At 67.1% G+C, this 24216-nt stretch carries 17 protein-coding genes; 11 read left to right on the top strand and 6 right to left on the bottom strand.

Going from position 1 to position 24216, the window contains the following annotated elements; genetic code table 11:
* Nucleotides 1-74: 74 nt before the first annotated feature.
* Nucleotides 75-1037, bottom strand: a complete 963-nt coding sequence (locus tag AC1RP5_RS03080; RefSeq protein WP_493109105.1) for a ribonucleotide-diphosphate reductase subunit beta — start codon at nt 1035-1037, stop codon at nt 75-77.
* 106 nt (nt 1038-1143) lie between these two features.
* On the bottom strand, nt 1144-2940 hold the full coding sequence (locus AC1RP5_RS03075) for a ribonucleoside-diphosphate reductase subunit alpha (protein ID WP_493113284.1): 1797 nt from the start codon (nt 2938-2940) through the stop codon (nt 1144-1146).
* A gap of 522 nt (nt 2941-3462) precedes the next feature.
* On the opposite strand from AC1RP5_RS03075, the gene AC1RP5_RS03070 reads away from it, so the two are divergent.
* Nucleotides 3463-8286, top strand: a complete 4824-nt coding sequence (locus AC1RP5_RS03070) for an NAD-glutamate dehydrogenase (protein WP_493109104.1) — start codon at nt 3463-3465, stop codon at nt 8284-8286.
* A 3-nt stretch (nt 8287-8289) separates the two neighbouring features.
* On the opposite strand, the gene AC1RP5_RS03065 is transcribed toward AC1RP5_RS03070, so the two are convergent.
* Genes AC1RP5_RS03065 through AC1RP5_RS03055 form a run of 3 tightly spaced genes read right to left on the bottom strand, consistent with a single transcriptional unit; the run spans nt 8290 to nt 10932 of the window.
* Complete coding sequence (locus AC1RP5_RS03065) at nt 8290-9264, bottom strand: alpha/beta fold hydrolase (protein WP_493109103.1); 975 nt, start codon at nt 9262-9264, stop codon at nt 8290-8292.
* Between the two features lie 38 nt (nt 9265-9302).
* Nucleotides 9303-10172 carry a metal ABC transporter permease gene (locus AC1RP5_RS03060; protein WP_493109102.1) on the bottom strand — a complete coding sequence of 290 codons (870 nt, stop codon included), beginning with the start codon at nt 10170-10172 and terminating at the stop codon, nt 9303-9305.
* Between the two features lie 16 nt (nt 10173-10188).
* Nucleotides 10189-10932 carry a metal ABC transporter ATP-binding protein gene (locus AC1RP5_RS03055; protein WP_493109101.1) on the bottom strand — a complete coding sequence of 248 codons (744 nt, stop codon included), beginning with the start codon at nt 10930-10932 and terminating at the stop codon, nt 10189-10191.
* Between the two features lie 256 nt (nt 10933-11188).
* On the opposite strand from AC1RP5_RS03055, the gene AC1RP5_RS03050 reads away from it, so the two are divergent.
* The 6 genes from AC1RP5_RS03050 (at nt 11189) to AC1RP5_RS03025 (ending at nt 17710) form a co-directional block, all read left to right on the top strand.
* The gene (locus AC1RP5_RS03050; RefSeq protein ID WP_493109100.1) at nt 11189-11950 is read left to right on the top strand and encodes a DUF1223 domain-containing protein; all 762 of its coding nucleotides are present in this window, start codon (nt 11189-11191) and stop codon (nt 11948-11950) included.
* Nucleotides 11951-11995: 45 nt separating this feature from the next.
* Nucleotides 11996-15295 carry a helicase-related protein gene (locus AC1RP5_RS03045; protein WP_493109099.1) on the top strand — a complete coding sequence of 1100 codons (3300 nt, stop codon included), beginning with the start codon at nt 11996-11998 and terminating at the stop codon, nt 15293-15295.
* Between the two features lie 24 nt (nt 15296-15319).
* Nucleotides 15320-15574, top strand: a complete 255-nt coding sequence (locus tag AC1RP5_RS03040; protein ID WP_493109098.1) for an RNA-binding S4 domain-containing protein — start codon at nt 15320-15322, stop codon at nt 15572-15574.
* 78 nt (nt 15575-15652) lie between these two features.
* Complete coding sequence (gene fdxA / locus AC1RP5_RS03035; RefSeq protein ID WP_493109097.1) at nt 15653-15988, top strand: ferredoxin FdxA; 336 nt, start codon at nt 15653-15655, stop codon at nt 15986-15988.
* A 289-nt stretch (nt 15989-16277) separates the two neighbouring features.
* Complete coding sequence (locus tag AC1RP5_RS03030) at nt 16278-16805, top strand: CarD family transcriptional regulator (protein WP_493109096.1); 528 nt, start codon at nt 16278-16280, stop codon at nt 16803-16805.
* Nucleotides 16806-16900: 95 nt separating this feature from the next.
* Nucleotides 16901-17710, top strand: coding sequence for a hypothetical protein (locus AC1RP5_RS03025; RefSeq protein ID WP_493109095.1), 810 nt, complete (start codon nt 16901-16903; stop codon nt 17708-17710).
* Here AC1RP5_RS03025 and AC1RP5_RS03020 read toward each other — a convergent pair.
* Entirely contained in the window at nt 17707-19128 is a 1422-nt protein-coding gene (locus AC1RP5_RS03020) for a M48 family metalloprotease (protein ID WP_493109094.1), read from the bottom strand. The genes AC1RP5_RS03025 and AC1RP5_RS03020 overlap by 4 nt on opposite strands.
* 68 nt (nt 19129-19196) lie before the next feature.
* Between AC1RP5_RS03020 and pip the strand changes: the two genes are divergently transcribed.
* The 4 genes from pip to dnaK all read left to right on the top strand — a co-directional run bounded on the left by pip (nt 19197) and on the right by dnaK (nt 24165).
* Nucleotides 19197-20249: a prolyl aminopeptidase gene (gene pip / locus AC1RP5_RS03015; RefSeq protein ID WP_493109093.1), complete on the top strand. Its 1053-nt coding sequence runs from the start codon at nt 19197-19199 to the stop codon at nt 20247-20249.
* Nucleotides 20250-20275: 26 nt separating this feature from the next.
* Nucleotides 20276-21331 carry a TauD/TfdA family dioxygenase gene (locus AC1RP5_RS03010; protein ID WP_493109092.1) on the top strand — a complete coding sequence of 352 codons (1056 nt, stop codon included), beginning with the start codon at nt 20276-20278 and terminating at the stop codon, nt 21329-21331.
* Nucleotides 21332-21402: 71 nt separating this feature from the next.
* Nucleotides 21403-22005 carry a nucleotide exchange factor GrpE gene (locus tag AC1RP5_RS03005; RefSeq protein WP_493109091.1) on the top strand — a complete coding sequence of 201 codons (603 nt, stop codon included), beginning with the start codon at nt 21403-21405 and terminating at the stop codon, nt 22003-22005.
* Between the two features lie 222 nt (nt 22006-22227).
* Entirely contained in the window at nt 22228-24165 is a 1938-nt protein-coding gene (gene dnaK / locus AC1RP5_RS03000) for a molecular chaperone DnaK (protein ID WP_493109090.1), read from the top strand.
* The last annotated feature ends 51 nt before the right edge of the window (nt 24166-24216 follow it).

Raw genomic sequence — 24216 nt, 5'->3', positions numbered from 1 at the left:
TTAAATTCCCCCCGTTGGAGCAACCTAGCGGTTGCTCCAGTTTCAGTCGAGGGGAAGACGCCGGGAGGCCCGTCTTAGGAGAACGCCTCGTCCCAGGTGCCGCGCGTCGACGCCTTGGAGTATTCGGTCGAGCGGTTCTCGAAGAAGTTGGTGTGCTCGATGGCGTTCAGCATCTGGTCCATCCACGGCAGCGGGTTCTTGGCGTCCGCGCGATAGATGGGCTGCAGGCTGAGCTGGGTCAGGCGGCGGTCGGCGATGTAGCGGATGTAGCGCTTCACGTCGACGGCGGTCATGCCCTCGATGCCGCCCAGTTCGAAGGCGAGGTCGATGAAGGCGTCCTCGTGATCGACGATGGTCGAGCAGGCGACGTAGATCTCGCGCTGCAGCTCCTCGGTCCAGACTTCCGGGTTCTCCTGGATGAAGGTGCGGAACAGCTTGACGATCGAGTTGCAGTGCAGCGTCTCGTCGCGCACCGACCAGGTCACGATCTGGCCCATCCCCTTCATCTTGTTGAAGCGCGGGAAGTTCATCAGCATCGCGAAGCTGGCGAACAGCTGCAGGCCCTCGGTGAAGGCGCCGAACACGGCCAGCGTCTTGGCGATGTCGGCCTTCGAATCGACGTTGAAGCCCTGCATGTAGTCGTACTTGTCCTTCATCTCCTTGACGGTGAGGAAGACGGAGTACTCGGTCTCGGGCATGCCGATCGTGTCGAGCAGGTGGCTGTAGGCGGCGACGTGCACCGTCTCCATCGCCGAGAAGGCGGCCAGCATCATCTGCACTTCCGTGGGTTTGAAGACCCGCGAATAGTGCCGCATGTAGCAGTTGTTCACCTCGACGTCGGCCTGGGTGAAGAAGCGGAAGATCTGCGTCAGCAGATGACGCTCGCTGTCGGTGAGCTTGTTGCGCCAGTCCTTCACGTCGTCGGCCAGCGGCACTTCCTCGGGCAGCCAGTGGATGCGCTGCTGCGTCAGCCAGGCGTCGTAGGCCCAGGGATAGTGGAACGGCTTGTAGATCGGCTTGGCGTCGAGGAGTGACATGGCGCGGCGTCCAATTCGGTCGGGCGTATAAAAATGGGATCGCTTGAAATCAAAATCCCCAGCCACGGCCCCGAAGCAAGGGGGGCGCAGCTGGGGATGACGCTAGTTACTGGCAGCTAAGGCATTCTTCGTAGTCATTGCTCTGAGTACCCGGCGGCGTTCCGAGCGGCAGAGAAGAGGGAGCATCGATTCTAGGCGCCGTAAGGGCATGGTCGCCGAGCGGTGCGGCGAGGGCTTCGCCCGCGACGCTCTCGGCGCGTTGGATGGACAGCGAGCGACAGTAGTAGAGGCTCTTCACGCCACGCTTCCAGGCCATCATGTGGATCTGGTGCAGGTCGCGCTTGTGCACGTCGGCCGGCAGGAAGAGGTTCAGCGACTGGCTCTGGCAGATATAGGGCGTGCGGTCGGCCGCATGCTCGACCAGCCAGCGCTGGTCGATCTCGAACGCGGTCTTGAACACCGCCTTCTCGTGATCGTCGAGGCAGTCGACGTTGCGCACCGAGCCCTGGTCGGTCGTGATCGCCGTCCAGGTGTCCTCGTCGTTCTTGCCCTTCTGGATCAGGACCTTCTCGAGGTACGGATTGCGCACCACGAACGAGCCCGAGAGGGTCTTGTGGTTGTAGACGTTGGCCGCCGACGGCTCGATGCCGGGCGAGGCGCCGCCGCAGATGATCGAGATCGACGCGGTCGGCGCGATCGCGAGCTTGTTGGAAAAGCGGTCCTGGAAGCCGAAGTCGGCAGCATCCGGGCACGCACCGCGCTCCTTGCCGAGCGTCATCGACGCCTCGTCGCACTGGGCGCGGACGTGCTTGAACATCTTCTTGTTCCACACCTTGGCCATCACCGATTCCAGCGGAATGTTGTTGGCCTGCAGGAAGGAGTGGAAACCCATCACGCCGAGACCGACCGAACGCTCGCGCATGGCGGCATAGGTCGCGCGCGCGAAGTCGGAGCCGGCGGTGTTGATGAAGCTCTGCAGCACGTTGTCGAGGAAGCGCATCACGTCCTCGATGAAGGTCGGATGCTCGTGCCACTCGAGGTAGGTCTCGAGGTTGAGCGACGAGAGGCAGCAAACGGCGGTGCGCTGCTTGCCGTGATGGTCGATGCCGGTCGGCAGCGTGATCTCGCTGCACAGGTTCGAGGTCTTGACCTCGAGGCCCGCGAGCTTGTGGTGCTCGGGACGGGCATTGTTCACGTGATCGACGAAGATCAGGTACGGCTCGCCGGTCTCGACGCGCGCCGTCAGGATGCGAATCCAGAGGTGGCGGGCCGAGACGGTGCGCTGCACGGCGCCGTCCTTCGGGCTGACCAGCGCCCACTCCTCGTCGTTCTCCACCGCGCGCATGAAGGCGTCGGAGATCAGCAGGCCGTGATGCAGGTTCAGCGCCTTGCGGTTCGGGTCGCCGCCGGTCGGGCGACGGATCTCGATGAACTCCTCGATCTCGGGATGGTTCACCGGCAGGTAGACGGCGGCCGAGCCGCGGCGCAGCGAGCCCTGGCTGATCGCGAGCGTGAGCGAGTCCATCACACGGATGAACGGCACCACGCCCGAGGTCTTGCCGTTCATGCCGACCTTTTCGCCGATCGAACGGAGATTGCCCCAGTAGGAGCCGATGCCGCCGCCGCGCGACGCGAGCCACACGTTCTCGTTCCACAGCCCGACGATGCCCTCGAGGCTGTCATTCGCCTCGTTGAGGAAGCACGAGATCGGCAGGCCGCGGCTGGTCCCCCCATTGCTGAGAACGGGTGTGGCCGGCATGAACCACAGATTGCTGATGTAGTCGTAGAGACGCTGGGCGTGGGCGTCGTCGTCGGCATAGGCCGCCGCGACGCGCGCGAACATGTCCTGATAGCTTTCGCCCGGTAACAGGTACCGGTCGTTCAGTGTAGCCTTGCCAAAGATGGTGAGCCGGGAATCCCGAGAGGAATCGGTAACAACCCGCGCACCGCTTCGAACTTGAACGACATCAAACACTTGCGGTCCCCTTTTTCTTTTTGTCCACAGTTGTGGATAGAACAGTCTGTGGAAGACACCTAGATGTAGGGAGCGGTTCGTCTCTCCCCACTATCCATAGATAGTACGCGAGCCGCCGACCCTGTCATTGCGAAATTTATTCCCGGTTTGTGAATCTCAAGAATGGTTGGTTAAGCCATTGAAAAAGCGTGCGAAAAATAGGTTTGAAATTGTATTTCTTTGACCGTTCACGAACCTTCGCAAGTGCAGCATTCTATGAGAACAAAACGCGCTTCTCCACGGATTCCGTGGATCCCAGACAGAAACCGCAGCGAATCGGCTCAGCGCGTCGGGTCGAGTCCGCGAAAGGCGAGATTCGATGGGCATTCTTGGCATCGCCAAGAGTCCGTCGTCAGAATGTCATGGTGAGGCGTAACATCCGCCGCGAAATCCCGGAGGAATGCACAAAATATGGCCATCGCTTCGGTGCCGCGAGTCTACGGGCTGGACGCCATTTGTGCCGCCGCCCTGCAGGCCGGCGGTGAGGAATCCGCCCAATTTGCGCGCAGGCTGTTCGGCCGTCTGTCCGATAAGGACCTGGCCGCCGCGCCCGTCGACCAGCGGGCCGCCGCCGCGACCTCGCTGCTGACCTTCGCCCGCCGCCGGCTGCCCGGCGTAGCCAAGGTGCGCCTCTTCAATCCGTCGATGGCCGACCACGGGTTCGAGAGCCGGCATACGATCGTGCAGATCGTCAACGACGACATGCCGTTCCTGGTCGATTCGATCGCCAACGAATTCGATCGCCGCGACATCTCTGTCCACCTGCTCGCCCATCCCGTGATGGCGGCGCGCCGCGATCTCGACGGCGACCTGGTGGGCATCGCGCTCGAAGCCGGTGAACGCGCGCGCGCCGAATCGATGATGCATATCGAAATCGACCGGCAGGCCGATGCGATCGTGATCGACGAGATCGCCGCCGCGCTCACCCGCGTGCTGGCCGAGGTGCGCCTGGCGGTCGACGACTGGCGCGCGATGCGTCACGCGTGTCTCGACGCCATCACCAACCTGGCGCCCGGTCGCGCGCCGAACTTCGCGGAATACGAAGACTTCCTGCGCTGGCTCGAAGCCAACCACTTCACCTTCCTCGGCCATCGCCGTTATCGCTACGTCGAGGATGCGAGCCAGCCCGCCGGCCTGCGCTATGAACTGGTGCCGGGATCGGCGCTGGGCATCCTGCGTCGCGACGAGGTTCGCCTGTTCGAACCGGGCGTCGGCAGCGGCGAGGCGATGGCCCGCTTCGCACGCGGGCCGCACAACATCCTGGTCGTGAAGACCGACCGTGCCTCGCTGGTCCATCGCAGCGGCGCGATGGACTGCGTGATCGTGAAGACCTGCGATGCCGACGGAAGGGTCACCGGCGAGCATCGGCTGGTCGGCCTGTTCACCTCGGCGGCCTATCACGCGGCGGTACACGACGTGCCGCTGCTGCGCGGCAGGATCGAGACACTGCTGCGCCGGTCGGGCTTCGACCGGCATGGCCACGACGGCAAGGCGCTGCTGGCGATCCTCGATTCCTATCCGCGCGACGAGCTGTTCCAGATCGATGAGGACACGCTCTACGACCACGTGCTGGGCATTCTGCAGCTGCAGGAGCGGCGGCGGGTGGCGCTGTTCTCGCGCCTCGACACGGTCGGCCGCTTCGCCACCGCGCTGGTCTTCGCGCCGCGCGAACGCTTCGATGCGACGCTCTCGGCGCGCTTCGCCGCGATGCTGGAGAAGGCCTGGAACGGCAAGGTGACGTCGATCGTGGCGTCGGGCAGCAGCGATTCCGCGCTGATCCAGTCACTCTATACGCTGAAGCTCCAGGCGCCCGAGCAGCCTGGCCCCGATCTCACCGAACTCGAGAACAGGCTGGCCGAGGCCGCGACCTCGTGGAGCGACCGGCTGCGCAACGCGCTCCAGGCGAAGCTCGGCGAGGCCGAGGGCCGCGCCGCCGCGAAGCGCTGGCGCGACTGGTTCCCGCCGGTCTATCGCGAGACCTTCGACGCGGCGCAAGCCGTCATCGACATCGACCTGCTGAAGACGTTCGGCGACGGCGCGGGCTTCGGCGTGCAGGTCGGGCGGCGGACCGGCATGCCCGCGCACCGCTTCGCGCTCCGCCTGTTCCATCCGCGCAAGCCCATCGCGCTCTCCGACATCCTGCCACTCGCCGAGAATCTCGGCCTGCGGGTCATCAGCGAGGCGCCGTTCCTGCTGCGCAAGGAGGGCGGCGACGACCAGACGCATGGCGTGGCGATGCAGGTGTTGCGCGTCGAGACCGCGGACAAGTCGGCGGTCGATCTCGACGCCGCGGGCCCGCGCTTTATCGAGGCGATCGAGAAACTGCGCGGCGGCGCGCTCGAGAATGACGGGCTGAACAGGCTGGTGCTGGGCGCCGGCCTCGCGTGGCGCGAGATCGCCATCGTGCGCGCCTATGTGAAGTATCTGCGGCAGGCCGGCATACCGTTCAGCCAGGACTATATGGAGCGCGCGCTGTCGGCCTATCCGAAGGTGGCGCGCCTGCTGGTCGATCTCTTCGTGGCGCGCTTCGATCCGGCGCTGGGCGAGGCGGCGTCCGACGCGCGCACCGGGAAGATCGCGAATATCGAGACGGAGTTCGCCTCGGCCCTCGAAGCGGTCACGACGCTCGACGAGGACCGCATCCTGCGGCGCCTGCACAACGCCGTGCTCTGCACCCTGCGCACCAACTACTGGCAGGCCGGCGGGTCGAAGGACTGGATCTCCTTCAAGATCGACAGCCGCGCGATCGACGAATTGCCGGCCCCGCGCCCGCTGGTCGAGATCTTCGTCTACAGCCCGCGCATGGAGGGCATCCACCTGCGCGGCGGCCGCGTCGCGCGCGGCGGCATCCGCTGGTCCGACCGGCGCGAGGATTTCCGTACCGAGATCCTCGGCCTCATGAAGACGCAGATGGTGAAGAACGCCGTCATCGTGCCGGTCGGCTCGAAGGGCGGCTTCTACGTGAAGCAGCCACCGGTCGGTGGCACGCGCGAACAGGTCCAAGCCGAGGGCATCGCCTGCTACCAGACGCTGATCCGCGGCCTGCTCGACATCACCGACAACTATGCGGGCGGCGGCATCGTGCCGCCGGCCGACGTCGTTCGCCACGATGTGGACGATCCCTATCTCGTGGTCGCCGCCGACAAGGGCACCGCCACCTTCTCCGACATCGCCAATGGCCTGGCCCACGACTACGGCTTCTGGCTCGACGATGCCTTCGCCTCGGGCGGATCGGCGGGCTACGACCACAAGAAGATGGGCATCACCGCGCGCGGCGCGTGGGAGTCGGTGAAGCGCCATTTCCGCGAACTGGGCCAGGACATCCAGGAAACGCCGTTCACCGTGGCCGGCGTCGGCGACATGTCGGGCGATGTGTTCGGCAACGGCATGCTGCTGTCGCCGCACACCCGGCTGGTCGCGGCGTTCGATCACCGCCACATCTTCATCGATCCCTCGCCCGATCTGGCGACCAGCCTGGCCGAACGGCAACGGCTGTTCGCGCTGCCGCGCTCCTCGTGGATGGACTACGACAAGAGCCTGCTGTCGGCGGGCGGCGCGATCTTCGATCGGGCCGCCAAGTCGGTGTCGCTCTCGCCCGAGGCGCGCGCGGTACTCGGCATCGAGGCGCCGACCATGGCGCCGCTCGACCTGTTGCGCGCCATCCTGACGGCGCCGGTCGACCTGCTCTATTTCGGCGGCATCGGCACCTATGTGAAGGCGGCGAGCGAGAGCCATGGCGATGCCGGCGATCGCACCAACGACGCGGTGCGCATCGACGCCGGTCAGGTGCGGGCGCGCGTGGTCGGCGAGGGCGCCAATCTCGGCTTCACGCAACGCGGTCGTGTCGAAGCAGCGCTCGCCGGGCGCAAAATCAACACCGACGCGCTCGACAATTCGGCGGGCGTCGACACGTCCGATCACGAGGTCAATATCAAGATCGCGACGGGCGGCGCGATCGCGGCCGGCGCGCTGGAAGCCGAGGCGCGCAATCCGCTGCTGTTCTCGATGACCGACGAAGTGGCAAGCCTGGTGCTGCGCAACAACTACCAGCAGAGCCAGGCGATCAGCGTCGTCGAGGGACAGGCGGCCGAGGAACATGATCGGCTGGAGCGCTTCATGCGCGCGCTGGAGCGCAAGGGAAAGCTCGATCGCGCCGTCGAGTTCCTGCCCGACTCGGCTGCGATGCGCGTGCGCGCGCAGAATCGCCAGCCGCTGACGCGCCCCGAGCTTTGCGTGCTGCTGGCCTACGCCAAGATCGACCTCAACGAGGAGATCCTGGCCTCCGACCTGCCCGACGATCCGCGCCTGGAAGAAGAACTGCTGCGCTACTTCCCGACCCTGCTGCAGGAAAAATATCCGGCGGCGATCCAGGGCCATCGCCTGCGCCGCGAGATCACCGCGCTGCAGGTCGTGAACTCGCTGGTCAATCGCTGCGGCCCGACCTTCGTGCACACGGTCGGACAACGGACCGGCGCCTCGGCCGCCGCCATCGCGCAGGCCTTCACCGTCGTGCGTGATGCCTGGAAACTACGCGACCTGTGGGCCGACATCGAGGCACTCGATCCGATGCTCAAGGCCGAGGCGCAAGTGCGCATGCTGGTCGCCTCGCAGCGCTTCGTGCTGCGCTGCGTGCAATGGACCTTGCGTCGCCTGCCGCAGCCGCTCGACACGACCGCGGCCACGGCGCAGCTCGGCCGCGCCGTCGCGGAGCTGGGCGATCTGTCCGCCGATCTGGTCGGCCAGGCCGAAGGCGCGGCGCTGGGCGAACGCTCGGCGGCGCTCGAAGCCATGGGCGCGCCGGCCGACCTCGCCCGCCGCGCGGCCGCGCTCGAAACGCTGGCCGCCGCCGGCGATCTCGCACTGGCCGCCGAAGCCAATGGTTGCTCGATCGGCAGTACGGCCCGCCTCTATTTCCGGCTGGGCGAACGGCTGTCGCTGGCCCTCTTGGCCAACGCCGCGCAGAAGCTGCCGCGCGACGGACTGTGGCCCTCGCAGGCGGCACTTGCGATGCAGGACGAGCTGGCGGCGCTGCATGCCGACCTGCTGCGGTCGGCCCTGCGCGCGGGCGGCGGCAACGACTGCGATCCCGATGCCGCGCTGGCGGCCTGGAGCGAACCGCGCAAGCTCGCGCTGGAGCGGGTCGACCGTCTTCTACGGGAAGACCTCGCCGCCACCGGCGCGATCGACCTCGCCATGCTGTCGGTCGCTACCGCCGAGCTGCGCACCTTGGTCTAGGGCTTACAGGCCCTTGAGAAACTCGATCAGCAGACGGTTCACCTCGGCGGCGCGCTCCTGTTGCACCCAGTGGCCGGCGCCCTCGAGGATGTGGCTGCCGCGCAGACCCGGCAGGGTCTTCGGATAGGCTTCGAGCTGGCTCTTGGCGGCCGGGAAGCGCAGCACGCCGTCGCGGCTGCCCGCGATGAACTGCGAGGGCTGGCGGATCGGCTGGCCGCGCCACGGACCGCTGAGCTCCCAGTTGCGGCGCAGGTTGCGGTACCAGTTGAGGCCACCGCGGAAGCCCGCGCGCGCGAACTCGCCGGCGTAGTAATCGAGGTCGGCATCGCTCAGCCACGCCGGCAGCGTTTCGGGATCGACGGTGTTGGCCAGGAGCGACCCGCCGGTGAGGCGGCCGAAGCCCTTGTCCTTCTCCATCATCTCGCCGCCGGCCGTGTAGTAGAGCTTGCGCAGGGCGCCGCGAATGTCCTGCTGCAGTTCGGCCTCGGCGACACCCGGCTTCTGGAAGTACTGCAGATAGAAGTTGTCGATGCCGAGCTTCTCCAGCGCCGACAGGATGTCGACATAGCCCGGCGGCGCATAAGGCACGCTCATTGCGCTGACGGCGGTGAAGAGATCGGGCCGCCAGAGGGCGGCATGCCAGGCGACGGGCGCGCCCCAGTCGTGACCCACGATCACCGCCTTCGTCTCGCCGAGTGCCTTCACCAGCTCGGCCATGTCGCCCACGAGATGATAGAGCGTGTACTGGTCGATCGGTTCGGGCGATTGCGTGCCGCCATAGCCGCGCATATCGGGCGCGACGGCGCGGAAGCCGGCGGCACTCACCGCCTGGAGCTGATGGCGCCACGAATACCAGCTCTCCGGCCAACCATGGCAGAACAGCACGAGCGGTCCCGTTCCCGCTTCAGCGTATCGCATGTGAATGTTGTTGGCGGTCGTCGTCTTGAGCGTGACGCCCGGCACCGGTGAGTTCGTCATTCTGGTTTCCTCCGCGGAGGTCACCCTAGCCTGCCGTGTTAGCCGCGCAAGTGAACCGGCCGTGACAGGCGCGCCCGCACCGAGGCGCGCGTGCCGAACAGCAGAGACAGCAGGAAGAAGAAGCTGGCGAACAGCACGATCACCGGACCCGACGGCAGGCCGGCATGGAACGACACCAGAAGACCGATGGCCGCCGAGGCAAACGCCATCGGCGCCGCGACGAGGCTCATCGACCAGACCTCGCGCGCCCAGAAGGACGAGGCGACGGCTGGCAGCAGGATGAGGCCCAGCGCCATCAAGGTGCCCAGCGCCTGGAAGCCCGCCACCATGTTCAGCACGGCGAGCGACAGGAAGAGATAGTGATAGAGCGAGCCGCGCACGCCCATCGCGGCAAGGAAGCCCGGGTTGAAGCATTCGACGACCAGCGGGCGATAGATGGCGGCGAGGCCGATCAAGGTCACCGTCGCCGTCGACACGACGAGGATCAGCGCGCCATCGTCGACCGCGAGGATCGCGCCGAACAATATGTTCATCAGATCGACCGCCGACCCGCGTATCGAGATGATGAGCACGCCCAGCGCCATCGCCGTCAGGTAAGCGGCCGCGAAGCTCGCATCCTCGCGCATGCTGGAGAAGCGCGCGATCACGCCCGAGAGCAGCGCCGTGGCGACGCCCGCGATGAAGCCACCCAGGCTCATCGCCGGCAACGACAGCCCGCCGATCAGGAAGCCCATGGCCGCACCCGGCAGCAGCGAATGCGCCAGCGCATCGCCCATCAGGCTCATGCGACGCAGGATCAGGAACACGCCGATCGACGAACCACCGATCGACAGCGCCAGGCTCGCGACCAGCGCACGGCGCATGAAGCCGAAATCGGCGAAGGGCGCGATCACATATTCGTAGAGCATGACGCGAAGCGCTCGATCAGGCGCTGAGCCGCATCGGCACTTCGCAGGCGCCGGCATGCTCGTCCCAGGCCTCGGCCATGGCACGGGCGCGCAACAGGTTCTCCGGTGACAACACGCGCGAGGTCGGGCCGGCATCGACCAGCTCGCGTGCCAGCAGCAGCGAATTCGGGAAGTCGCGTCGCACCTGGTCGAGGTCGTGCAGCACCGCGACGACCGTCCGCTTCTCTTCCTGCCAGCGACGGATCACGACCATCAGGTCTGCCACGGTCTTGCTGTCGATGGCGGCGAACGGCTCATCAAGCAGGACGAGATCGGCGTCCTGCAGAAGCAGGCGCGCGAACAGCACGCGCTGGAACTGACCGACCGACATCGTATCGATCGGGCGGCGCTCGAAGCCCGAGAGCCCGACCGCCTCTAGCGCATGCTGGGCATCGTGCAGATCGGCCTTCGTGGCCGACCCGAAGCCGCCGAAGCGCGACCAGCGGCCGAGCAGGACCGTGTCGAGCGCCGAGATCGGGAAGGAGCGATCGATCTCGGCCTGTTGCGGCAGATAGGCGATGCGCCTCGCCTTGCATTCGATGCGGCCCTCGACCCTCGGCACCAGGCCGAGCATCGCCTTGAGCAAGGTGCTCTTGCCGGCGCCGTTGGGGCCGACGATGGCCGTGATCTCACCAGCCGGGATTTCCGCCGACACGTGATGGACCGCGGGATGGCGATCGTAGCTCACGGTCAGGTCGACCAGGCGAAGGGCTGAATTCATGAAGGACCTAGAGCGCCCACCAGGCGCACAGCCACAGCACGGCCGACAGGCCGAGCGCCGCCGCGACGCGCGTGGGCGCACTCATGGCGAGCAGGGTCGTGCCGGGGGAAACGGGCCGGTGCATGGAAATAGATTGTTATAATATTACCCTCACAGAGTCCAGAAGGGGAGAGCTTGGCCGACGTGATGTCGACGTCACCTGTCAGTGACCGATTGTTGATTGGCAGGCGGTGGCCCGCGCGCGCATCTTGTCGCCATGTCGATGCCCTCTTTCCCCGGCCGGAGATCCTTGCTGATCGGCGGCGCCGCGGTCGCGGTGACCAGCCTTTCGCAGGCAGTCCCGGCCAAGCCGGCCGGCGAGGGACCGTGGGCGATCGAACTCTTCACCTCGCAGGGCTGCAGTTCCTGCCCGCCGGCCGACGTCCATCTCGGCCGCCTGTCCATGCGACCCGACATCGTCGCCTTGGCTTTCCATGTCGACTACTGGGATTACATCGGCTGGAAGGATCCGTTCGCCTCGCGCGACACGACGGAACGCCAGCGCGCCTATGCCCGCGTCCTGAAGCAGCGCTACGTCTATACGCCCGAGATGGTGGTCGACGGCATCGCCCACGACACCGGCCGCGAGCGCGCACCCATCGAGGCGCTGCTGGCCCGTGCGCAGGCCCAGTCTCCGAAACGCGCGACGCCTGAACTTTCACGCGCGCTGGGCAGCCCGCTCACCATCAAGCTGGCTGCGTTCCCGCTCGAGGGCCGCATCGCCGACGTGACCCTGGCCATCTACGACCGCCGGCACACCACGCCGGTGAAGAGCGGCGAAAACCAGGGCCGCATGCTCGAGAACTTCAACATCGTGCGGCAGGTCGAGCTGATCGACCATTGGGACGGCACGGCGAAGAGCTGGACCATTTCCGCCGATCGCATCGGTCCGACCCAGGGCGTGGCGGTGCTGGTGCAGCAGACCGATCACGGGCCGATGATCGGCTGCAACAAGCTGGAACCTTCCTACTCGGGCTGAGCCGACCGCCTTGCTTCCGCCGCGGCTGCGGGCGAAGCTCCGCGCATGTCGTTTTCCGGCGCCTCCGGCCGCCTGACCGCCGTCCTCGGACCCACCAACACCGGCAAGACCTATCTCGCGATCGAGCGCATGCTCGGCCACGACTCGGGCATGATCGGCTTCCCGCTGCGTCTGCTGGCGCGCGAGAACTACGACCGCATCGTCAAGCTGAAGGGGGCGAGCCAGGTCGCGTTGATCACCGGCGAGGAGAAGATCGCGCCGGCCAGCGCGCGATATTTCGTCTGCACCGTCGAATCGATGCCGGTCGACCGGGCGGTCTCCTTCCTCGCCATCGACGAAGTGCAGATGGCGTCGGATCCCGAGCGCGGCCACTTCTTCACCGACCGGCTGCTGCATGCGCGCGGCCTGAACGAAACCATGCTGCTGGGCGCCGACACGATCCGTCCGGTGCTGAACAGATTGCTGCCCGACATCGATGTCGTCGCGCGTCCGCGCTTCTCCAACCTCACCTATGTCGGTTCGAAGAAGGCGACGCGCCTGCCACGTCGTTCTGCGGTCGTCGGCTTCTCGGCCAACGAGGTCTACGAGATCGCCGAGCTGATCCGGCGCCAGCGCGGCGGCACGGCGGTCGTGATGGGCGCGATGAGCCCGCGCACGCGCAATGCGCAGGTCGACATGTTCCAGTCGGGCGAGGTCGACTATCTCGTCGCCACCGACGCAATCGGCATGGGCCTCAACATGGACGTGAACCATGTGTGGTTCGCGTCGTTGCGAAAATATGACGGCCGCAGCTCGCGCCCGCTGCGCACCGGCGAGTTGGCGCAGATCGCGGGCCGCGCCGGCCGTCACATGAATGACGGCACCTTCGGCACGACGGCCGGCGTCAGCGGCCTCGATCCCGATGTCGTGGAAGCGATCGAGAACCATCGCTTCGATCCGTTGCGCGATCTGCAGTGGCGCAACAGCGAGCTCGACTTTCGCTCCGTGCAGACCCTGATCGCCGCGTTGAATGCGAGTCCGCCGCACGCGGCGCTCCAGCGCGTGCGCGAGCAGGACGACCAGCTCGCTCTGCAGACTCTCGCCGCGCACTCGGCTTTTATGCCGCGCCTGCACTCGCCCAAGCGCGTGAAGCTGCTTTGGGAAGTGTGTCAGGTCCCCGATTTCCGCAAGACGATGACGGAAGAGCACACGACCTTGCTGGGGCAGATCTTCGAGCATCTGACGCAAGGCGGCGAGCGACTGCCCGAGGACTGGATCGACAGTCACGTGAAGCGCCTGGAGCGTTTCGACGGCGACATCGACACGCTGATGGCACGCATCGCGCACGTTCGCACGTGGACCTATATTTCACATCGTCCCGACTGGATTCAGCGCGCCAGCCATTGGCAGGAACGCGCGCGTGCCATAGAGGACCGGCTGTCCGACGTTTTGCACCAGCGGCTCACGCAACGGTTTGTCGATAGACGTGCGGCGCTGCTTGTACGAAGATTGCGCGATGAGGGTGAAATGAATTCGACGGTCGCCGCTGCAGGCGAAGTCACGGTTGAAGGCGAGCATCTCGGACGCATCGAGGGCTTCCGCTTCGTGCCGGATGCGACGGAAGGACAGACCGACCAGAAGGCGGTGCTGACCGCGGCTCTGCGCGCGCTGCGCCAGGATCTGCCGGACCGTCTGGCGGCCTTCACCAACAGTCCCGATGGCGAGATCGTTTTCGACGCCCAGCTCCGCGTCTGCTGGGGCGGCGGCCCGGTCGCGCGCCTGTTGCCGTCGGGCGACGTGCTGGCGCCCAAGGTCGAAGCGATCGCGTCGGAATTGCTCGATGGCCCGGCCCGCGAGGACGTGCGCAAGCGCGCCGCGACCTGGGTCGAGACCCGCATCCGGCTCGGTCTCAGCGAATTGATGGATGCTCGCGCCACGACCGAACTGCCGGCCGGCGCACGCGGCGTCATCTTCCAGCTCTGTGAAGGCCTCGGCGTCCTGCCGCGCCGCGCGATCGAGGAACAGCTCGCCCAGCTCGGCGAGGAGGACCGCAAGGCCCTGGCGCGCCTCGGCGTGAGGGTCGGCGTCTTCTCGCTCTACTTCCCCAGCATGCTGAAGCCGGTGCCGATTCGCCTGCGCGCCGGCCTCTGGATGGTCGCCAAGGGCCGCGAGACGATCCCGACGCTGCCGGCCGAAGGCCGCACGTCGATGGACCTGCCGCGCGATGCCGAGCGCGATTTCTACGCCGCCATCGGCTACCTGCCGCTGGGCGATCATGCGATCCGCGCCGACATGGTCGAGCGGCTGGCCGCCATGGCCCGCGCCGCCGTGCGCGACAGCCGCGAGGCCTCGCGACGTTCGCAGCAGCAGGAGAAACAGGAAAAGCCCGAGAAGAAGCCGGCCGCCGATGCTGCGCCCGCGATCCCGCCGGCCGCGACGGCCGACGAGATCAGCGAATGGGCGATCGTTGCCGCCGCCTTTGGCGAAAACGAACCCGCGCCGATGGCCGAGGCTGCCCCCGAGGCAGAGTCCGCCGCGCCTGAACCCGTTGCCGAGGCCGAGCCCGTCGTCGAGGCCGCCGCCGAACCGGCTTCCGAGGCCGTGCCGGAACCGGTTGCCGAATCCGCTGCCGAGACTCCCGTTGACGCAGCGCCTGCCGCCGAAGAGGCACCTGCCACCGAGGCTGCCGCTGAACCGACTCCCGAAGCGTCCGCCCCGGAGACGACGGCAGAAGCTGCTCAGCCTGCGAAGAAAGAACCCCGGCCGTTGCCGCCGGGCTGGTTCCGCGCCACGCCGCAGATGATGTCGCTGGTCGGCTGCTCCGAGCCCGAGATGGCCAACGTGCTGCGCGGCCTGGGCTATCGGGTTCATCCGCCGTCGGACGAGAACGGTCCGCTCTACGCCTTCTCGATCAAGCCGCGCTTCGTGCGCGAGCGCGAGGAGCAGCGCGAGCGGCAGCGCCTGCAGCAGAAGCAGCAGCGCGAGGAGCGCGACCAGCGCCGCCGCGACCGGCCGGAGCGCCCCAACGAACGCCAGTTCTTCTCCGACACGCCGCGCCCGCCGCGCGGCAAGGACGATCGCCCGCGCAACGACGGACCGCGGCCGCAGGGCCACCGGTCCGATGGTCAGCGGCCCGAAGGTCAGCGTGCCGACGGCCCGCGCAACGATCGCGGCCCGGGCAACAAGGACGGACGTCCGCCGCAGGACAACAGGGGACGCGACGACCGGCGCGGTCCGCGCCCGCCGCGCCGCGACAGTGGCGGCCCGGCGCTGCGCCTCTACGCGACGACGGAAACGAAGGGCGATTCGACCGCCGATTCGCCGTTCGCCAAGCTGCTCGAGCTCAAGCTCGGTGGAAAGAAGTAGCCGCCGTTGAGGTCCTGACGCGCGATGCGGCTCGACAAGTGGCTCTGGCACGCGCGTTTCTTCAAGACACGCACCCTGGCGGCCCGCTACGTCGAAAAGTCGCGCTGCAGGATCGATGGACGCGCCGTCGACAAGCCGCACGCCAACGTGGCGCCGGGAATGGTGCTTACCTTCGCGCTCGGGCCCAATGTAAGGGTCGTGCGTGTCATGGCTCTGGGCGAACGACGGGGTCCGGCACCCGAAGCACGCACGTTGTATGAGGAGATTGACTCGCCCTGACGAACGACCTTCGCATCGCGAGCCTTGCGTCACTGGAGTTGGCACGTTAAGCACGCGCCGCTCGTTGCTGGAGCCGATATGACCTATGTCGTCACCGATGCTTGCATCAAGTGCAAGTTCATGGACTGCGTTGAAGTCTGCCCCGTGGATTGCTTCTACGAGGGCGAGAACATGCTGGTCATCAATCCGGACGAATGCATCGATTGCGGCGTGTGCGAACCCGAATGCCCGCCCAATGCCATCCTGCCCGACACCGAGAAGGGCTTGGAGAAGTGGCTGGAGCTGAACCGCAACCTGTCGGCCTCCTGGCCGAACATCACCCGCAAGGGTGAGGCGCCGGCCGATGCCGAAGAGTTCAGGGACCAAAAGGACAAGTTCGAGAAGTATTTCAGCGACAAGCCCGCCGCCCGCTAGATTCTACGTCTCGCAAGTCTTTTATTGTACCTTTTGCAATAGGCATGCAGTTTTTGCATAGCCAGACCGTTGCTGAAATGCAACATCGGGCGCGACTCTGTGCGGAATTTGTGATACAACAGTACGGCTTGAAGCGGTCCGGGGTCCGGTCCGCCGCTCGCTCGGTGTCCGCGTCGGTATCCGAAAGAAACTTACCGATGCCGAGGCACTGGGCCGAATACGCAGGGGAGCGTATGCGGTGGGTCGCGGTATCGCAGAAAGCGGGGCTGTTGTGAAGGGACTAGACGATATGGCCAAGCCGAAGAAGGCGCCCGCCAAGCCGAAGGAATATGCCTTCGAAAAGGGCGATTTCGTTGTGTATCCGACGCATGGCGTCGGCCGCGTTATCGATATCGAGGCGAAGGAGATCGCGGGTCACAAGCTCGACCTGTTCGTCATCTCGTTCGAGCAGGAGCGCATGATGCTCCGCGTTCCGGTGGCGAAGGCCAAGATTTCCGGCCTGCGCAAGCTCAGCTCGCGCAAGATCATGGAGAGCGCGCTGGTGACCCTGAAGGGCCGCAGCCGCGTCAGCCGCGCCATGTGGAACCGCCGCGCCCAGGAATACGAAGCCAAGATCAACTCCGGCGACCCGGTGTCGATCGCCGAAGTCGTGCGTGACCTGCATCGCAATGCCGGCCAGCCCGACCAGTCCTACAGCGAACGCCAGATCTATGAAGCGGCGCTGGACCGTCTGGCCCGCGAGCTGGCCGCCGTCGAGCGCATCGACAAGGAAGTCGCGACCCAAAAGCTCAACAGCGTTCTTCAGAAGGTCGCCTAGGCGGTTCTGTCACGGAATGAGATAAAAGGGCGGCCGACACAAAAATGTCGTGCCGCCTTTTTCATGTCCGCCTTTTGAGACCCGCCATCTGATTCATGAGTACAGTCGCCTCGATCGCCCGCCTGCGTGATGGCGGCTCCACCTGGGCCCTGGGGGCCCTGGACGGCGACGACGCCGCGCTGGAACGGCTGGGCGGCGCCCTGATGCAGCGCTGGCAGCCCGGCGACCGGCTGGTCGTGCTGGGCAACATGCTGGGCGCGGCCGGCCATACCCAGCGCATGATCGACCTGATGTTGCTGCTGCGCCGCCGCCTGCTGGCGCGGCCCGGCGCCGAGGTCGAGGATTTCGTCTTCCTGCGCGGCGCCCAGGAGGAGATGTGGCACAAGGTGCTGCAGCTCCAGTTCGCCCTGGCGCCACTCGACGTGCTCGACTGGATGCTGGCCCGCGGCCTGGCCGCCATCATCGAGGGCTACGGCCATTCGATCGTCGAGGGCCGGGTGGCCTGCCGCAACGGGCCGCTGGCAATCGCGCGCTGGACGACGGGCTTGCGCGAACGTCAGGCCCTGCAGCCCGGCCACAACGACCTGCTGAACGCCCTGTCGCGGGCCGCCCTCAGCGCCGAGGGCAACCTCGTGTTCGCCGCCACCGGTGTCGACCCCGGCCGCCCGCTCGGCGAGCAGGCCGACGCCTTCTGGTGGAACGCGCAATCGGACGCTGCGCTCGACGAGGCCCTGGGCAAGGCCAGCGACGGCGGCTGGCCCGCCATCGCCCGCGTGGTGCGCGGCGCGGGCCCGTCGAAGAACACCGTGCAGGACGGAGGCCGCGTGCTCACCGTCACGCGCGGAACGCCCGCCGTGGTGGCGCTCGATGCCGACGGCGCGGTGATCGACAGGATCGAGCCTTAACGCTCGACGACCTTGATCTGCGCCCGGCTGCTGAGTTCGGCCGGCGTCTGGGCGGCATTCAGGACCAGCAGCCGTTCCATCTTGAGATCGGGATAGGGCATGTAGGCCGCGAGCGACGCCGGCGTCGATCCGGCCGGCGAGATGATGCGCAGCCGGTAGGGCTGCAGGGCGGCGGCCTCGCCGGGCGAGAGCGACCGGAAAGTCTGCGCCGCGCGGATCATGTTCTCGATCTGCCGGTCCTGGTTGGCGCCTTCGCTCACCAGCGCGAAGTTGCAGACCCGTTCACCCTGGCGGACCACGACGTAGCGGGCCTGCCCCAGCCCCGTATCGGAGCCGCGCGGCCGCGCGCCGATCGCGGCTTCGGCGCCGTTGATCTCGAGCGGATGGATGTCGGTCGGCGTGGGCTTCAGCTTGTTGCGCATCCAGTCGTCGAGCGGCCCGGCCACCGGCGTCCGCAGGCAGGAGAAGACCATCATCGACCGGTCGCGGCCGACCGCCAGCACGCCGTCGCTGTCGTTGATCAGCCGGAAACCCGGCGGCGCGGTGAAGGCGATCCGCAGCGTGGGGTGCAGGAACGATTGCCCCCGGATGAATCCTTCTCTCGGCGAATCGTCGACCGACATGCCGTTGATCGCGGCGAAGTAGCCCTTCTGGTTCGATTCGCCCGGCGCATTCGCCTGCGGGAGCGCCGCGATGGCCGAGGTCCGCTCGATCGGTACGGGATGGGTCGACGAGGCGCTGGGCCGGTCGCCGATGTCGGGCGACTCGCCCATGATCTGTGCCTCGAGCGACGACTGCCGGCGCAGCCGGTCGATCAGCGAGGCCACCGCGCTGCCGCGGTAGCCGGCCTTCACGATGTAGCCCAGCGCCAGCCGGTCGGCTTCGAGTTCCTGTTCGCGCGAGTAGCGCCGCAGGGCGAGCAGGCCGTCCTGCGCCACCGAGCGGCCGACCGTGACCGAACCGCTGGTGGCGGCGGCTTCGACGGCGGCATCGAGCACACCCTGCCGGACGCGCGCGCGCTGAGCGGCGTGACGCTGCACCAGATGGCCAAGCTCGTGACCGATCGCGGCGGCGAGCTCGGCCTCGTCCTCGAGCAGCGCGAGCAGCCCGCGCGTCACGAAGACATAGGTCGAAACCGCGTGGGCATTGGAGACCGGCGAGTCGAGGACGGCGAAACGGAAGCCGCCGGAGATGCCCGCGGCCGCGACCACCCGCTGGCCCACGCGATCGACATAGGCCTGGAGCGCGGGATCGGGATCGGCCGGTCCGACGAGCTTCTCGATCTCGCGGGGCAGGGTGCCGGTGGCGCGTCCGGACGCCGCAGCCGAAGCCGACGTCGATGGCGGTTCTGCGGATGGCGTGCAGGCAACGACGCCGGCCAGCAACGCGACCAGCGCCAGAATACGGCGAATTTCCACGAATCCTCCTGGGACGCCACAACCTTAGACGCTCGGGCGACGCGGCGGCAATCGCCCGCAAGGCTGGCATGAGCGCCGCCTCTATGGCAGTGATGCGCGAGGACAATCGCATGCCGCGCTCAGAGACTCCGCTCCGTTCCGATCTGTTCCCCGAGATCTCGCCCTACGCCAGCGGCATGCTGGCGGTCGATGGCCGACACACGATCTATTGGGAGCAGAGCGGCAACCCCGAAGGCGTGCCCGTGGTCTTCCTGCATGGCGGGCCGGGCGCGGGCTCGGCGCCGGTGCATCGCCGTTTCTTCGATCCACAATTCTACCGCATCGTCGTGTTCGACCAGCGCGGCTGCGGCCGCTCGATGCCGCTCGGCGAGTTGCAGGACAACACCACGTCGGCGCTCGTGGCCGACATGGAGAAGCTGCGCAAGCATCTCGGCATTCCGAACTGGCTGCTGTTCGGCGGCTCGTGGGGCAGCACGCTCGCGCTGGCCTACGGCCTCACGCACCCCGAGCGCGCGACCGGCTTCATCCTGCGCGGCATCTTCCTCGGCGCGCGACCGGAGATCGACTGGTTCCTCCACGGCATGCGCACGATCTTCCCCGAGGCGTGGCGCGACTTCTCCGAGCATCTGCCGCCGGACGAACGCGGCGACCTGCTGGGCAACTACTACCGCCGCCTGATCGACCGCAATCCCGACCTGCACCGGCCCGCGGCGCGCGCCTGGAGCCGCTACGAGGCGGCCTGCTCGACGCTTTATCCGACGGTGCGGGCGCCGTTCGAGACCGACCATGGCGGCTTCGCGCTCGCCCTCTCGCGCATCGAGGCCCACTACTTCGCCAACGGCACCTTCGTGCCGGAAGGCTGGCCGTGGGCCGATCTCGGCCGCATCCGCCACCTGCCCAGCACCATCGTGCAGGGCCGCTACGACATCGTCTGCCCGCCGGTGACCGCCGATGCGCTGGCCCGCGCCTGGCCCGAGGCGCGCTACGTCGTCGTGCCCGATGCCGGCCATAGCGCGCTGGAGCCCGGCATCCGCGCCGCCCTCGTCAACGCCACCGAAAGCTACCGGCTGTCGACCAGCGACACCGAACTCTTCGCCCCAAGGTTTCCCTGGGACGCATAAACAAGACGAACCGAGGAACGCCGATCATGTCGTACGAACTCCCGCCGGAGCAGACCGGCGCTGCCGCCTGGTACGGCCCCGAGATCGCCAGGCGCGACGACTGGATGATGCCGCTCGGCGCCGCCGAGGTGGCCGAGGTCGAAGCCGCCACGAAGGCGCTGGTGGCGCGCGATGCCGACATCGCCGCCCTGAAGCCGCAGGATTTCCCGCTGCCGACGCTTGGACCCAAGCTGCGCGCGCGCGTCGACGACGAGGTGCTGAACGGCCGCGGCTTCCTGCTGCTGCGCGGCCTGCCGGTCGAGCGCTGGTCGATGCGCGAGGCGGCGACGGCCTTCTTCGGCCTCGGCGCCCACATGGGCAGCGCGCGCTCGCAGAACGGCAAGGGCCATGTGCTGGGCCACGTCCAGGATCTCGGCATGGACGTGAACGATCCCAACGTCCGCATCTACCAGACGCACGAGCGCCAGACCTACCACACCGATTCCTGCGACATCGTCGGGCTGCTCTGCCTCAAGACCGCCAAGTCGGGCGGCCTGTCGGCGCTGGTCAGCTCCACGACCATCTTCAACGAGATGCGCCGCCGCCGGCCCGACCTGCTGAAGCTGCTGTTCCAGCCGATCGCCACCGACCGCCGCGGCGAGGTGCCGGAAGGCCAGAAGCCGTTCTTCGAGATCCCGGTGTTCAACTGGCACCAGGGCTACCTGACCGCGATCTACCAGCGCCAGTACATCGACTCGGCCCAGCGCTTCCCCGAGGCGCCGCGGCTCACGCCCGAGCTGGTCGAGGCGCTCGACATGTTCGATTCGCTGGCCAACGACCCCGCGCTCAACACCTTCATGGAATTCAAGCCGGGCGACGTGCAGCTGGTTCACAACCACACGATGCTGCACGACCGCACGGGCTTCGAGGACTGGCCCGAGCCGGAGCGTCGCCGCCATCTGCTGCGACTGTGGCTGGCGGCGGCCCGCGCCCGGCCGCTGCCCGAGATCTTCGCCCAGCGCTACGGCCAGGTGACCATCGGCGACCGCGGCGGCATCATCGTGCGCGGCACCAAGCTGCAGGCCCCGCTCGCGGCTGTTTGAGCGCAGTTGACCCGCGCCGGGGTCGTCCCTAAGTGAAGGCCACCTCAAGAGACCAACAAAAGGGACACAACATGGCCAGCGATCCATCCGCGGGCGGCGCCCCGGCGGATATGCCGGTCGACCCCGACAGCCTCGACATTCCGCCCCGTCCGGAAAGCGCCGCCGAATGGCAGCGCCTCGTCGAGCAGCTCCAGGCCGAGAAGGCCGACCTCCAGGACAAGCAGCTCCGGGCCCTGGCCGAGGCGCAGAACGTGCGCCGCCGGGCCCAGCAGGATGTCGAGAAGGAGCGCAAGTTCGGTGTCGAGCGCTTTGCCCGCGACGTGCTGTCGGTGGCCGACAATTTCGGCCGCGCTTTGTCGGCCCTGCCGGCCGACACCGGCGCCATCGATCCGGCGCTGCGCAACGTGATCGTCGGCATCCAGGCGACCGACCGCGAGCTGCAGTCGGTGCTGGAGCGCCACGGCGTCACCCGCATCGAGAGCCTGGGCAAGCCGTTCAACGCCGAGTTCCATCAGGCCATGATGGAGGTCGAGAAGCCCGACGTGCCGGCCGGGACGGTCGTCCAGGAGCTGATCCCGGGGTACCTGATCGCCGGCCGCCTGCTGCGGGCGGCCATGGTCGCGGTGTCCAAGGGCGGCCCCGCTGCCAGCCCCAACGCCAGCAACGAAAACTAGGGAACGGCCGGCCCCGCCGGCCTTTCCTCGCGAATCCGCGGGTAGTGCTGAAAACGGCGCTTTCCAGCGGAGATTTTGGTCCTTAAGTCCATTGCAGGCAGCCGGACAGGACCTATATAGCCCCTGTCCTGATCCGGTTTTTCCGGCAGGTAACCATAGTACGGGGATCGGTCGGGCGCCTTTGGGTCCGGGACGATCTGCCGAGGGAAGAGAGTAGAAATCATGGCGAAAGTCATTGGCATCGATTTGGGTACGACCAACTCGTGCGTCGCGGTCATGGAAGGCGGCGACACCAAGGTCATCGAGAATTCCGAGGGCGCGCGCACCACGCCGTCCATGGTCGCCTTCACCGACGGCGGCGAGCGCCTGGTCGGCCAGTCGGCCAAGCGCCAGGCGGTCACCAATCCGCTGAAGACCCTTTATTCCGTGAAGCGCCTGATCGGCCGCCGCTTCGACGACCCGATGGTCGCGAAGGAGAAGTCGCTGGTCCCCTTCAAGATCGACAAGGCGCCGAGCGGCGACGCGTGGGTCGACGTGAACGGCGAGCAGTACAGCCCGAGCCAGATCTCGGCGTTCATCCTGGGCAAGATGAAGGAGACCGCCGAGGCCTATCTCGGCGAGAAGGTCGACCAGGCGGTCATCACCGTCCCGGCCTACTTCAACGACGCCCAGCGCCAGGCCACCAAGGACGCCGGCCGCATCGCCGGCCTCGAAGTGCTGCGCATCATCAACGAGCCGACGGCGGCTGCCCTTGCCTACGGAATGGACAAGCGCAAGAGCGGCACGATCGCGGTCTATGACCTGGGCGGCGGCACGTTCGACGTGTCGATCCTCGAGATCGGCGACGGCGTGTTCGAGGTGAAGGCCACCAACGGCGACACGTTCCTGGGCGGCGAGGACTTCGACCAGCGCGTGATCAGCTACCTGGCCGACGAGTTCAAGAAAGAGCAGGGCATCGACCTGCGCAACGACAAGCTCGCGCTCCAGCGCCTGAAGGAAGCGGCCGAGAAGGCCAAGATCGAGCTCTCCAATTCCAAGGAGACCGAGATCAACCTGCCGTTCATCACGGCGGACGCCAGCGGCCCGAAGCATCTCGTCATCAAGCTCTCGCGCGCCAAGCTCGAGGCCCTGGTCGACGACCTGGTGCAGCGGACGCTCGAGCCCTGCAAGGCGGCGCTCAAGGACTCCGGCCTGCAGGCCGGCCAGATCGACGAGGTCATCCTGGTCGGCGGCATGACGCGCATGCCGAAGGTCATCGAGGTCGTGAAGCAGTTCTTCGGCAAGGAGCCGGCCCGTAACGTCAATCCCGACGAAGTCGTCGCGGTCGGCGCGGCGGTCCAGGCGGCCGTGCTGAAGGGTGAGGTCAAGGACGTCCTGCTGCTCGACGTGACGCCGCTGTCGCTCGGCATCGAGACGCTGGGCGGCGTGTTCACGCGCCTCATCGAGCGCAACACGACGATCCCGACGAAGAAGAGCCAGACCTTCTCGACGGCCGACGACAACCAGACCGCGGTGACCATCCGCGTGTTCCAGGGCGAGCGCGAGATCGCCGCCCAGAACAAGATGCTGGGCCAGTTCGACCTGGTCGGCATCCCGCCGGCGCCGCGCGGCGTGCCTCAGGTCGAGGTCACGTTCGACATCGACGCCAACGGCATCGTGCAGGTCTCGGCCAAGGACAAGGCCACCGGCAAGGAGCAGCAGATCCGCATCCAGGCTTCGGGCGGCCTCAGCGAGGCCGACATCCAGAAGATGGTGAAGGACGCCGAGCTGCATGCCGAGGAAGACAAGAAGAAGCGCGAGCTGATCGACGCCCGCAACCAGGGCGAGGCGCTGGTCCACTCCACGGACAAGCACCTGAAGGAGTACGGCGAGAAGGTGAGCCCCACCGAGAAGGCCGAGATCGAAGGTGCGCTCGAGGGCCTGAAGACGGCTCTGACGGGCGAGGACGTCGAGGCCATCAAGGGCAAGACCAACGACCTGACCCAGGCGGCGATGAAGCTCGGCGAGGCCATGTACAAGGCCCAGCAGGCCGAGGCGCAGGCCGGTGCGGGTGCCGCGGCCGGTGCCGCCGGAGGCGCTGCGAACGAGGCGAAGGGCGAGAAGGTCGTCGACGCCGAGTTCGAGGACGTCACCGACAAGAACAAGAAGACGGGTTCCTGATCAGGGACATCCGGGACGACAAGACGGCCTCCCGCGCAAGCGGGAGGCCGA

It is taken from the genome of Reyranella sp. GW821-FHT12G01 (genome assembly GCF_058806575.1).
Note: the sequence above shows the minus strand (reverse complement) of the source record. Positions and strands in the feature narration are given on the sequence as shown.